Origin of the sequence: Streptomyces sp. NRRL S-37 (assembly GCF_000721605.1) — a bacterium.
Lineage (GTDB): Bacteria > Actinomycetota > Actinomycetes > Streptomycetales > Streptomycetaceae > Streptomyces.
In genome coordinates this window covers 64,388-77,269 of sequence record NZ_JOIZ01000001.1, presented here as the reverse complement: position 1 = coordinate 77,269, position 12,882 = coordinate 64,388, and the positions used below count along the sequence as shown (strand labels likewise).

General features: G+C 76.0%; 5 protein-coding genes. 4 read left to right on the top strand and 1 reads right to left on the bottom strand.

Annotated features, from left to right (window positions below):
- On the bottom strand, positions 1 to 597 hold the full coding sequence (locus IH50_RS0100320; protein WP_030855937.1) for a response regulator transcription factor: 597 nt from the start codon (positions 595 to 597) through the stop codon (positions 1 to 3).
- Positions 598 to 1,182: 585 nt separating this feature from the next.
- Between IH50_RS0100320 and IH50_RS0100315 the strand changes: the two genes are divergently transcribed.
- The 4 genes from IH50_RS0100315 (at position 1,183) to IH50_RS37275 (ending at position 12,850) form a co-directional block, all read left to right on the top strand.
- Positions 1,183 to 2,052, top strand: coding sequence for a DUF4132 domain-containing protein (locus IH50_RS0100315; protein ID WP_030855935.1), 870 nt, complete (start codon positions 1,183 to 1,185; stop codon positions 2,050 to 2,052).
- A 41-nt stretch (positions 2,053 to 2,093) separates the two neighbouring features.
- Complete coding sequence (locus tag IH50_RS0100310) at positions 2,094 to 7,103, top strand: hypothetical protein (RefSeq protein ID WP_030855933.1); 5,010 nt, start codon at positions 2,094 to 2,096, stop codon at positions 7,101 to 7,103.
- Positions 7,104 to 7,169: 66 nt separating this feature from the next.
- Positions 7,170 to 10,775, top strand: a complete 3,606-nt coding sequence (locus tag IH50_RS0100305) for a DUF5682 family protein (protein ID WP_030855932.1) — start codon at positions 7,170 to 7,172, stop codon at positions 10,773 to 10,775.
- Positions 10,772 to 12,850, top strand: a complete 2,079-nt coding sequence (locus IH50_RS37275; protein WP_037871783.1) for an SWIM zinc finger family protein — start codon at positions 10,772 to 10,774, stop codon at positions 12,848 to 12,850. The genes IH50_RS0100305 and IH50_RS37275 overlap by 4 nt, the downstream gene beginning before the upstream one ends.
- Positions 12,851 to 12,882: the final 32 nt, after the last annotated feature.

Sequence of the window (12,882 nt, the reverse complement as noted above, 5' to 3'; positions counted from 1 at the left end):
TCACGTCCATCCGGCGCTCTGGACGATGCGTATCGCGTCGACCCGGTTGCGGGCGCCCACCTTCCGGATCGCCGCGGCCATGTAGTTGCGGACGGTGCCCCGGGACAGGTGCAGCCGGGCCGCGATCTCGGCCATCGGCGCCCCCTGGGAGGCGAGGGACAGCACGCTCAGCTCACGGGTGGTCAGCGGCATCTCCGCGCCCTCCAGCAGGGCGACCGTGAGCGTCTGGTCGAGAAAACGTTTCCCCTCGGCGACCGTGTGCACCGCCGTGATCAGCCGGTGCGCCGGGGCGTTCTTGTCGACCAGCCCGAGAGCGCCGCCGTCGAACGCCCGACGGAGGATCCCCGGCCGCTTGGCGGTCGTCAGGACGACGAGCCGGTCCCCGCACCGCGCGCGGAAGGGCGCGTCGTGCGCCTGCCCCGGCCCCCGCAGGCAGTCACCGTCCACGACCCACACGTCCGCCGGCGACATGTCGCGGTCCGGCGGTCCGGCGCCGGGTGACATGGACGAGACCTCCAGCGCGGCATCGGACCTGAGCAGTTGCACCAACGCCGACCGCAGTAACTCCTCGTCGTGCACCACGACAGTACGAACCATCTCCCCCACCTCTTGTCAGCGGCTGCGCCCGCGGCAGCCGGCCACACCCCTCCCGGGCCACGAGCCGTGTGCCCTGATCCACCCCGGAACAACACGACACGTACGCACGTGCGAACCGCACCGGACGCAATCCGCCGTCCCCGGTGCCCCTCGCGGAGGCGGACGGCCGTGCCCGCCCGGCCGAAAACGACGGAACCGCACGCCCTCCGGCGGGAGGTGCCCGCCCCCGCGGAACGCGGCGGCCGGCCGTCACGCCCGCGCCGGCGGTCCCGTTGCCCTGGTGACGACGGCACATCACCGGCCGGGGCGGACCCGCCACGCCGGACGAGAGGGACCGGGCGGCGAGTCCGTCCCGTCCGGGGTTCGGCCGGAAACGGTCACCGTCCAATCTGGCGCGAATCCCACCGCCCGTCCGGACGGGCGACGTCGCCCGGGCCGTCCCGCCGACTCGGTTCGGAGCGGGCGCCGGTGGACTGTCGGTGGGTGCCTCTAGTCTTTCGACCGTCGTCACAGCGGGGCACGCCGACCGGGCCGTTGCCGGACACGCTGTGCCGGATTCCGAGTGGCGGGAGAGGCGAGCGATCCATGGGCTGGCTGGCAGCGGGCGACACGTACGAAGTCGCCCTGGTGGACGGCAGGGTGGTGGCACGGTCCGCATCGGGACCGTCCCCGGCAAAGCAGGCGGGAACCCTGCCGGAGGAGATACGGGACCGCCCCGAGGTGCGAGAACTCCAGCGGTTCGCCGAGTGGCTGGAGCGGCACGCGGCCGAGTGCGCGGCGCAGGTCGGCACCTGGATGGTGTCCTCGCTGCCGGTGCCGGCCGGTCTGCTGGCCCGGCTCTGGCCCGACGAGGCGTGGCGGTCCGCGCTGCGCGACATCGTCGTCGTCGGTGACGGCCCCGACGAGACCGGCTTCCTGCGCGACGCGGACGACTCGGGCGAGCTGCGGGTGGTCACCCTCGACGGAGAGACCGTCCGCCTGACGTCCCGCACGGTGACCATGCCCCACCCCGTCCTCCTCCCGGACCTGGAGGAACTCCGCACGTTCGCCTCCGAGTTGGGCGTGACGCAGGGCGTCGAGCAGATCCACCGCGCCACCTGGCACAAGCCCGCGGGTCTCGACGGGTCCGCCGACTCGGTCCGCGAGTTCGCCGGCGCCGAGTACCGCTCGTGGTTCCACCTCTCCTCCCGCATCACCTCCCTCGGCTACAAGGTCTCCGGCAGCAGCGCCGTCGACCGGATCCTGGACGGCGGACGCGTCGTCACCGCCTCGGTCGGCATGAGCGACCCCTACACCGAGGAGAAGGCCTGGACCGGCGACCTCAGCTGGAACGACGAGGACGGCTACCGCCGCCTGCCGCTGACCGAGGTCGGCCCCGTCGCCTGGTCCGAGGGCATGCGCATGGCCGCCGCCCTGCACGCCGGCCGCACCGTCACCGAGGACGGCGCCGCGTGAACGACACCACGGCAGCACACACCCGGGAAAGGCACACCCTCATGAACGACCCGACGACCCGCGGCGGCGCGCCGGCGGACCCGGAGGAACTGCTGCGCGCCGGCGCGGTACTGCCGCCGGGCACCAGCGGGGCGGGCGACCGGGCCGTGCCCGTGTACACCCAGGCCTACCGCCATCCGGGCCTGGACGGCAGGACCGTCGTACGCCTCACCACCGAGGAGACCGGCGGCCCGCGCACCGGTTTCCTCGGCCTCGAACCCGAGGGCGAGCCGGTGGAGGTCGGTCTCGGCCGGCCCCGGGCCCTGGGCTTCCCCGACTGGGTGCTGGTCCACCACCCCTCGGACGGCCACCTCGCCATGTCCCTGGTCGAGGAGATGAACAAGGTGGCGCGGAAGGCGAGATCGAGCCCGAAGCGGGCCCGCGCCGCCTACGAGTCGATCGGCGAACGGCTCGCCGGCTCCGTACCGCACTTCCTGCCGACCTTCTACGAACAGGCCGGCCGGGTCTTCCTGGCCGCCGGCGAGACGGCGTACGCGTCCCAGATGTTCGTCAACGCGCGCAAGGCCGAGACGGCCCACGCGCTGCCGTTCGACGAGGCGCGCATGGACGCCGTGTTCCTGGAGTTCGCCCTCGCCGACGCCATGCCGACGAAGGTCCTCTCCAGCTACGCCAAGGGACTGGCCTCCCGGGTCCCGGCCACGACGGCGTTCCGGCACCTGCGCGGACTGTTCGTCCGGCTCGCGGCGCACGGACTGGCCCCGTCGAGCCCGGGCGCGGCCGAACTGCGCAAGCTGGCGAAGGCGGTCGCGGGCAGGGACGCGCGGACGGAGGAGATCGCCCACCTGCGCGAGATGCTGACGCTGCCCGGCACCCTCAAGGCACCGCCCGCCTGGTGGAAGGCGCACCGGCAGGCCCTGCTGGAACTGACCCGGCGGGAGCCCGCCGTCCGCGGCACCCTGCTGGGCCTCATGCCCGAGGAGTGGGAGGGCGGGGACCTGTCCCAGTGGCTGGACCTGCTGGAGAAGTCCGGCGCCACCGCCGGACTGTGCGATCCCGCGCTGCCAGCCGAGGTACGGTCCCCCGACGGCACGGCCGGGTGGACGCGCAGGTTCCTCGACCTGTGCCAGGTCGACCGCCGGCGTCTCGCCCCGCCGGAGCTCGCTCCGCTCGTCGACCGCATGGCCGACGCGCTGCGTGCCGAACTGCACGCCACCGGCGGCACGTTGCCGCCCCCGGCCGGCGACGTGAACCTCCTCGACCAGTTCCTGTCACTGCGCATACCGGTGGCGGACCCGTGGGACGGCCAGAGCCTCGGCCTGACCGACTGGGCCGCCCTCGACAACCGGCGCGACCTCCTCGCGCTGGAGGCCGACACCCGCTTCCGCCCCGCGTTCCGGAGCGGCTGCCCCGAGGACGGCCGGAACAACCACAAGGAGACCCTCCTCACCCTGGCGAAGTCCCCCGGCGGGCGGCCCATGCTCGCCGAATGGGTGGGCGAGGTCAGCCGGAGGTACCTCACCGCCGAACTGCCCGCGTTCTCCGGCTACTCCGGCGTGCTGAGCACCCTGGACCGGCTGCCCGGAGAAGTGCTGGCGATCGCCGAGGAGGCGGTACGGGACGCACTGAGCACCGGGACCGCCCCCGCGCTCGCCCGCACACTGCGCAACGGCGTCCTCGACGAACTGGGCTGGCCCGCCTGGGAGGAGGCGCTCCCGCCCTGCGAACCGGGGCAGCGTGTCCCGGAGGTCCGGGTCGTCGACGCCTGGCCGTATCTCGTCGTCATGACCGGCACCCAGGTCCGGGTGATCGGCGCGGAAGGCACGGTGCTCACCCACGAGCTGCGGCTCCCGCCGGACATGGCGGACCGGCTGTGGCGCGTCAGCTGCCAGTACGTGGACGGCGAACTGTTCGTCCGGTGGCACTCGTACTCCACCGGCACCGAGGGCTACTGGAGCCACACCCCGGAGCCGTCACCGGTGCCCGTCGAGGGCCACCTGGACAGCGCCGACGAGGCGGGCGGACGAGACGCGGACCGGCTCCTCGTCTCCCTCCCGCTGCCCGGGGGCGGACGGACCACCGGCCACGGCGTGCTGCGCCGGGGGGACACCCTGGTCCAGGCGAGGCGGCCGGTGATCGGCGACGGGACGTCGTACTGGGTGTGGGCCGACCAGGGGGCAGAGGACAGGCGGCACACCTGGCGCGCGTACGACCCGGCCGGCGGCACCGTGGGCGAGCCCTGTGTGCCGGAGTGGTTCGGCGGGGGAGCGGGCACCGGCTCCGAGGACCACCTGTCGCGGAACTCCTGGCTGCGGCCGGACCCCACCGCCGTACCGGGTCCCCTGTGCGCCCCCGTGGACGGTCTCCTCGGCTGGCGCCTGACGAGGCTGCCGGACGGCCGGGTGCGGGGCGAGGACCTCGCCGGACACTCGGTCGTCGTACCGGACGACGGCGAGGACACGTTCCCCCGGCACGCGCTGCGGTTTCCCGGCACCGAACGGACACTGGCCGTGATCCGGCACTGGAGCGGCGTCCGGCTGCTCGACCCGGACGGCACGGTGCTCGCCGAGGTCCCGGAGAACCGGACGCACGGGCACTTCAGCGCGGGCACCGCGCTGCTGCCGCCCCTGAGCCACTGGCACCTGCTCCGGCCCCGCGACCCGCAGGGATCCGCGGCGCTCCGCCGGATCGACGAGGACACCGCGCGGGCACTGCTGACCGGGGCCGTGGCGGAGCGGCCACGGAACGCCAAGAAGCCGGGCAAGCCGGTCGGGGACGACCAGGACCTGGTGCCCGGACTGGTCCGGAAGCTGCTGCCGGAGGTCGGCCACGAGGCGCTGCGGGCGGGCATCACCGGCATCGTGCGGTACGCCGCCGAGCAGCAGCGCGTCCTGGACGCGGCGCTGGCCCGGCTCGACTCCGCGGTCACCGGGCAGGTGTCGCGGGAGCCACGGCCCAAGGTGGGCGACGAGGTGCTCGGGGCGGCGCTGAACGGCGTCGGCCTCACCATCGGCCGGCGCCGCCGGTTCTACGACTTCCACCACCACCTCTACGATCTGCCGGCCCTGCTGGGCCGCTCCCTGCGGGGCCTGGCCGAAGCGGCTCCCACGGGCCGGACCCACCTCGATGCGGCCAGGCAGCAATCCCTGGAGTGTCTGCACATCCCGGCCCTGCCCGTGCTGCCCGCGATCCTGGCGCTACGGGCCGGCTCGGAGGCCGTCGTGGAGGAGCACCGGAAGGCGCTGGACGCCTACCTCGAGGAGTTCGACGCGCAGGGGCTCACGGACCTGGACCCCGGGCACTGGCGGGGAGTCCGGCTGCGGCTGGACGAGAGCCTGTTCGAGGGACCCGACGCCATCCAGGGGTACCGGGACGCGACCGTGCTCGACCTCGGCGACGGCGCGTTCCTGGTCTTCCCCGAGCACGCGTTCCGCTTCCTCCAGGACCGGGACCCCGGTGGCGATTCCACCGGCCGGCACTACGGTGCGCTCTTCCACGACCCGTCCGGCCGGTTCGAGACGCCCATGCCGTACACCCTGATCGCCGCCGGACCGCTGGTGCCGGAGCCGGCACGGCCGCCCGGCTGGGCCGCGGCGTTCCGCGCCGAACTCGCCGGACGCGGACCGGCGCCCTGGTTCCCGGCGGCCGCCGAGGAGTTCGCACGGCTCACCGGCGTCACCCCGACCATGGCCCGGCTGGTGGTCGCAGGGCTGCCCATGATCGACGACGAGCGCGTGGCGGTGCCCTCGGCGACGCTGAGGACGATCGGCGTTAAATCGGCCGACGCGCGCGTGGCCAAGGACGAGCTGAGGAACCTCGACGCGGACGCCCGGCAGGCCGTGGTCGCGGCGCTGCTGCCCGCCGACCCGTCCCGGCTGTGGACGGACGGCCCCGACGCCGTCCGCGCGGCCGAGGTGTGGAACGAGCGGCTCGGCCGGCGCGCGCCCCTCCCCGAGGACCTGCTCCACGACGCGGTCCGCGGTGTGGTCTCCCCGGGCTGGGCACCGGCCGAGGCCCTGCGCGGCTTCCTCGACGTGACCGCCGAACCCCGGCTGTCCCGGGACCTGACCTGGAGGATCGGCCCCTACCGCCCGGAGAGCACCGAGCGGACGCCCGGCTTCGACGGCACCGTCCTGAAGGGCTCGGTGGCCCTGGCCGCGTGGCTCGCCCACCGTCTCCCGGCCGGCGACCCGATCCGCGCCACCCTGCCCGGCGTCCTCACCGCGCTGCGCGAACGGCTGGCCCACCCGGACTTGCTCATCGCCGTCGACCGGCGGATCGACTGGGAGGCGTTCCGGCGCGCCGCCGGAGAACCCACCGAGACCGGCGACGACTTCGTGCGCCACGGCGCGGTCGTGCTGGGCACCGGGAGGTCCGAACCCGTCCCCGCCATCCGTCCCGCGCTGCTGGACGCGACCGGCAACGACCCCTATCTGACGGCCCTGTTCACCGGCGAGCGGCCCAACGCCCAGGAGACGGCGCTGCGTCTGGTCCACGACCGGCGGTTCGCCGAACTGCTCGCCGACCCCGGCAACCCGGTGGCGGGCGAGCGCGACGCGGACGGGACATGGTGGCCGCAGGACCCCGCCCGGTCCGTACCCGACCTCGTCACGGAGGCCGCCGAACGGTACGGCATCGGCGAGGACGCCGCCGTCCTCCACCTGATGCTGCTCGCCCTGCCCGACCCCACCGACCGCAACACCGCCCGCTGGACCGGCTGGGGCAGGCAGCGCGGCGGAACGGCCAGGCTGCGGGCCGCCCGCGCCGAACTCGCCGCCACCGGCCTCGTCATCGAGGGCAACCGCTCCAAGGCCGGACGCTCCCTGTTCCTGCCCGGCGGCTGGACCCGGCTCACCACCCCGCACCTCCCGCTGGAGCGGTGGAAGCTGCCGATGTACGGCCTGCCGGACGGCGAGGATCCCGTCCTGGGCACCGTGGTGCCCCTCCAGCCCGTCGCCGCCCTCTACCGCGAGGCCTGGCGGCGGGTCCAGGACGGGGACGGGCCCCAGCTGGAGGAACTGGAGGTGCCGCGACCGCGGAAGCGCCGCCGCTGAGTTCCGCCACGCAAGGGGGACGGCCGTCCCGTACGGCCGTCCCCGCCGAACCGCCCACCTGGACCCATGACCGCGAGAGCAGAGGCGGCCGCGCCGGCGGCCCGCACGGAGCCGTACCTGATCGGCGTACGGCACCACAGTCCCGCACTGGCCGTGGCCGTGCCCCGGCTGCTGGACGCCGCGGACGCCGAGGCCGTCTGCGTCGAACTGCCGGCCGACTTCCAGCCCTGGCTGCCGTACCTCTCCGATCCGCGCACCACGGCACCGGTGGCCCTGGCCGGCGCGTACGAGGACGGACGGCTGCGCCTGTACCCCCTCGCCGACTTCTCCCCGGAACTGGCGGCGATCCGCTGGGCGTGGGACCGGGGCGCGGAGGTGATCTGCTGCGACCTGCCCCTCACGGCACCGGAATGGACGACCGGGCCGGAGGCGGCCGGGACGGAGACGTCCGGGGCGGATGTGGACGACCTGTGGGACCGCACCGTGGAGGCGCTCGCGCCCGGCAGCGCTCCCGACGCCGTGCGCCGCGCCGCCCTCGCCTTCGGCCTGGCCGTGCGCCGGGACCGGGAGGCCCGCGGCGGCATCGCGGCCCTCGGCCTCGCCCGGGAGGCACACATGCGCCGGGCCGTCGCGGCGGCCGGAGCCGGCGGACGCCGGGTCGCGGCGGTGACCGGCGCCTTCCACGTGCCCGGACTGACCGACGGGGGCGGGGACACGGCCGTGGGGGAGGCGGTCGGCGCGGGTTCCCCGGTGGTCACCTCCCTCGTGCCGTACGCCTTCGCCCTGCTGGATCCCCGCTCCGGATACCCGGCCGGCATCCGAGACCCGCGCTGGCAGCAGGCGGTGTTCGACGCCGGCGGCGACCCCGGCCGGATACGCGACGCCGCCGCCCGCCTCCTCACCGAACTGTGCCGGGAGATTCGCGCGGCCGGCCACACCGCGGGCACCGGCGAGGCGATCGAGACCCTGCGACTGGCCTGCGACCTCGGCACCCTGCGCGGCCTGGCGGCACCCGGCCGGGGCGAACTGCTGGAGGCGGTGACGTCCGTACTGGGCCAGGGCGGACCACCACCCGGCCGGGTCCTGGAGACGGTGCTGGTCGGCACGGACCGCGGCCGGCTCGCCCCCGGCACACCCCGGTCCGGTCTCGGCCCCTGGGTGGAGGCGGAACTCGCCTCGCTCCGGCTGCCGGGGCCGGGCAGTTCCGGCCACCGGGAGGTCCGGCTCTCGCCGCTGCGCTCCGCCCTCGACGCCCGGCGCGAGATCCTGTTCCAGCGGCTCAAGGAGTGCGGGGTGGGCTATGCGGAACCGGTCGAGGTGTCCGCCGTGGGGGAGGGGAGCGCCCTCACCACACGCTGGCGGGCGGCCTGGACCCCGGCGGTCGCGGCCCGGCTCGACCTGGTGGGCGTCCGAGGGGTCACCGCCGCCCAGGCGGCCGAGGGCACCCTGCGCGCGCACCACCGCCGGGCGACGGAGTCCGGCGGTGCCACCCCGGCACGGGTCGTCGACCTGCTGGGGGCCGCGGCCCGGTGCGCCCTGCCGGAGCTGGTCGGCGACTGCCTCACGCAGGCCGCACGGGTCCTGCCCGCGGCGGCCACGCTTCCCGAACTGCTGCGGTGCATGGACCTGTTGGAGGCGATACGCCGGGAGCACCTGCCCGGCACCACCGGGCGGACACGCCTCCGGGCGGCGGCGCTCCACGACCTCCTGCTGGAAGCCGCCGTCCGCACCCTGCCCGGGCTGGCCGGCAGTGACGAGACGCAGGACGCCGCCGCCCTCGTGACCCTGGCCGTCCGCAGCGGTGAGGAACGGCTCGGACTGCGCCTGGACGGCGAGTTGTCCGCGCTCGCGCGCACCGGTTCCCCGCTCGTCCAGGGAGCGGCCCTGGCCGCCCGGGTACTGCTCGACCTCGACGGACCGGAGCCGCTGGGCAGGAGACTCGCCGACTGGATCGACTCGGCGACGGCACCGGACACCCGGCACCGGTTGGAGCGCCGGCTCACCGGCCTGCTCGTCGCCGCCGGACCGCTGATCGCGGCCCTGCCCACCTCCCTCGACCCGCTGCTGGAGCGCGTCGAGACCCTGGACGACCGGGGCTTCCTCGACCGGCTTCCCGCGCTGCGCGGCGGTTTCCGGGCGCTCACCCCGGACGGACGCGGGCGACTGCTGGCGGCCGTGACCGACCGGCTCGGTGCCCGGCCCGGCCTCCGGTTCACCGCGCCCGCCGAGACGGCCGGCCGGTGGGCCGGGGCGGACCACGAGGGGCTCGCCCTGCTGAACGAACTGGGCCTGGCGGACCTGGTGAACCCTCCGCCCACGGACGGTCCTACCCCGGACGCTCCGGTCCTGGGCGGTCCGGCTCTGGGTGGTCCTGCTTCGGACGGTCTGACCTCGGACGGCCTTGCCCCGGACGGTTCGCCCACGGACGGTCCTGCCCCGGAGGCCCTCGCCCCGGACGGGCGGACGTCCACGGCGAGCGGCCGGCGGCCCGCCCAGGGCACGGAACCCGATGCCTCACGCCTCGGCCCCGCCGACCGCTGGCGGCTGCTGCTCGGCCGCGACACGGAGAAACTCCCCCCGGAGCTGGTGCCGTACGCCCGGGCCCTGGACGAACTGTTCGGAGCGGAGGAGGCGACCGGGGACGAGGACACGGACGGTGGCGCGGAGGAGGCGGTCCCGGGCCGCGGCGGTGACACGGACGAGCTCACCGCCGGCCAGGGCCCGAGTTACCCCAGCGCCCGGCACTGGGCCGAGGACCTCGAAGCACTCTTCGGCCCGGACATCCGGGAGGAAGTCCTGGGACGCGCCGCGGCCAGGGGCCGTACGGACGTGATCGACCACCTCGACCCGGACTCGGTACGCCCTTCCGTGGAACTGCTGTCCGCCGTGCTGTCGCTCGCCGGGGGAATGCCCGAACAGCGGATCGCCCGCCTCCGTCCCCTGGTCAAACGGCTGGTCGAGGAACTCGCGAGGGAACTCACCGCCCGGCTGCGCCCCGCACTGACCGGCCTCACCACCCCGCGCCCCTCCCGGCGCCCCGGCGGCCGGCTCGACCTGCCCCGTACCCTGCGGGCCAACCTCGCCCACAGCCGCCGACTGGAGGACGGCACCGTCCGGATCGTCCCCGAGCGGCCGGTCTTCAGGACCCGCGCCGCCCGGCAGAGCGACTGGCGGCTGATCCTCGTCGTCGACGTCTCCGCGTCCATGGAGTCCTCGGTCGTCTGGTCGGCGCTGACCGCCGCCGTACTCGGCGGCGTGCCCATGCTCTCCGCCCACTTCCTCACCTTCAGCACGCGGGTCGTCGACCTCACCGACCGGATCGACGACCCGCTCTCCCTGCTGCTGGAGGTGAGGGTCGGCGGCGGCACGCACATCGCGGCCGGTCTCGCGCACGCCCGCACCCTGGTGACGGTGCCGCACCGCACCCTGATGGTGGTCGTCAGCGACTTCGAGGAGGGCGGCGCGGTCGACGGTCTGCTGACCGAGGCCGAGTCCCTGGTCTCCTCCGGCGTCCACCTGCTGGGCTGCGCCGCCCTGAACGGCGACGGAGCCCCCCGCTACTCGGTACCGGTCGCGCGGCGACTCGTCGCGGCCGGAATGCCGGTGGCCGCCCTCAGCCCCCTCTCGCTCGCCCGCTGGGTGGGCGAACGCGTCCGCGGAGCGACCCGATGAGCCCCTCCCTCCCGCCCGTCGCACCGGAGGTGTTCGCCTCCGCGGTGGAGCACCTCACCACACGGCTCCGCGGCAGACTGGACGCGGCCGTCGAGGCCCTGGCCGGCACACCGGTCACCACCGAGGACGGCGCCGTCCGCGTCCGCTGCGGCGAGGACGCCCGGGTGACCCTGGCCCCCGGCCCGTCCGGCACCGTCACCGAACCCGGCCAGGCCCACTGCACCTGCCTCCTGGCCCCCCGCTGCCTGCACCTGGCGGCGGTCCTGGGCGCCTGCCCGGTCGCCGACGCGAAGCCCGCGGCCGACGCGACGCCCGCGGCCGACGCGACGCCCTCGTCCGAAGCGGACGGCCCGGTGGATCGGGCCCGGCCCGCAGATGTGGACCGGGCGCCGACTCCGGACCCCGCCGCCGATACGACGCCCGCGTCCGACGCGGACCGTCCGGCGGTTCCGGTCCGGCCTGCAGGGCGGGGCCGGGGCGCAGGTCCGGGACAGGGCCCTGTCGAGGCCGACGGCCCGCACGGGGTGCCGGGCCAAGGCCGGGGCGCCGGCGACGGTCACCGTACCGGCCCGGACCGCCCGGCCGACACCGGCCGTCCCGTTGACGACGGCCGCCGGGCCGACCCCGGCCGTCCCGACGCCGGGAAGGAGCCGCCCGCCGGCCCGGGACGCCGGCCCGCCCCTGCCCTCTCCGCCGACCGGACACGGGCGGCCTCCGGGCTCTGGACGGCGGCGGCGGCCGTGCTGTCCGCCGGAACCGCCGGGGCCGGGGCGATCCTCCAGGCGGAGTTGCTGCGCGCCGCCCACACCGCCCGCCTCGCGGGTCTCCACCGTGCCGAGGCCGCCGCCCTGGACGTCGTACGCCACCTGCGCGACGAGCGTGACCCGCACGGTCCCCGCGCCCTCACCGCACTGGTCGACGCCCTGCGCGAACTCCTCCTCGTCACCCACCGGTTGAGGTCCGCCGACCCCGACCCGGCGCTCATCGGCGCCGTCCGCCCCCACCACCGCCCCGACGGGCCGCTGCGGCTGTACGGCGTCTGCCGCGAGCCGGTGATCGGGCCGGGCGGCCTCGGCGGGGTGGTCACCCACCTCGTCGACGACGAGGGCCACGCGTACACGCTCCCCGACGTCAAGCCCGGCGGCCCTGCCCGCGCCCGCCGGGCCGGCACCGCCCACGTCGCCCTCCGGTCCTTCCTGAGCGACCACTTCCGGGTGTCGCGCGGCGGCCTGACCGTCACCGGAGCGGTCGTCGCCCCGGACGGCCGCCTGCTGCCCGAACCGGGCGTCCGCGCCGCCTTCGCCGCCGGACGGCCCTGGCCCCCGCCGGACCCGGACCCCGACGGGGCCGGGCCCACCGGGCCATTGATCCTCCGCGACGTGGAGATCGCCGCCACCGATGGCGAGGACCTCCTGGTCCGCGTCCTGCCGGGACGGGGGGACGGGCCGGTCCGGCTGGCCCCCGCGCACCGTCATCCCGCCCTCGCCCACACCGCGAACCTGCGGCGCCTGGGCGAGCACCCCGGGCTGCGGATCCGGGTCGTCGGACGCCTCGACCCCGACCGGGTCACCACCCTCCGCCCGCTCGCCGTCGCCCCGGTACCCGGCACTGAAGCGACCCTGCGCCTGCCGGACGAGTGGCAGGGCCGCGCCGACCTCGGCTACGACCGCCTCCGGGACGACCACTTCCCGGCGGACCCGCCCTCCCCGCCCGGACCGGCCCCCGCCGGTCCCGTGGACGACGCACCGCTCTGGCGCGTCCGCCGGCTGGTCGAACTGGCCGTCGCCGGAGGACGCCGGGCCGCCGCCGAATCCGCGCGCGGTGACGACCTGCGCGGCCACGTCGCCGCCCTGCGCTGCGACGGGTTCGTCACCGGCGCGGCCCTGGCCGCCGCGCTCGCCGCGGTGGCCGCCGACCGCACCCGTGACGCGTTCGGCCGCCTCGACGAGGGCGACCCCGACCGGTACACGGCCCAGTGGCTCGCCACGGCCATCTACCTCACCGGCACCGAGGCGGCGCTGCGCCGGGACAACTGGCTCGGCCACGCACCGGGTCCGGCCGGGTCCGCACGGTGACCGGTACGGTCCACGGCGCCTCGCCGCACCTC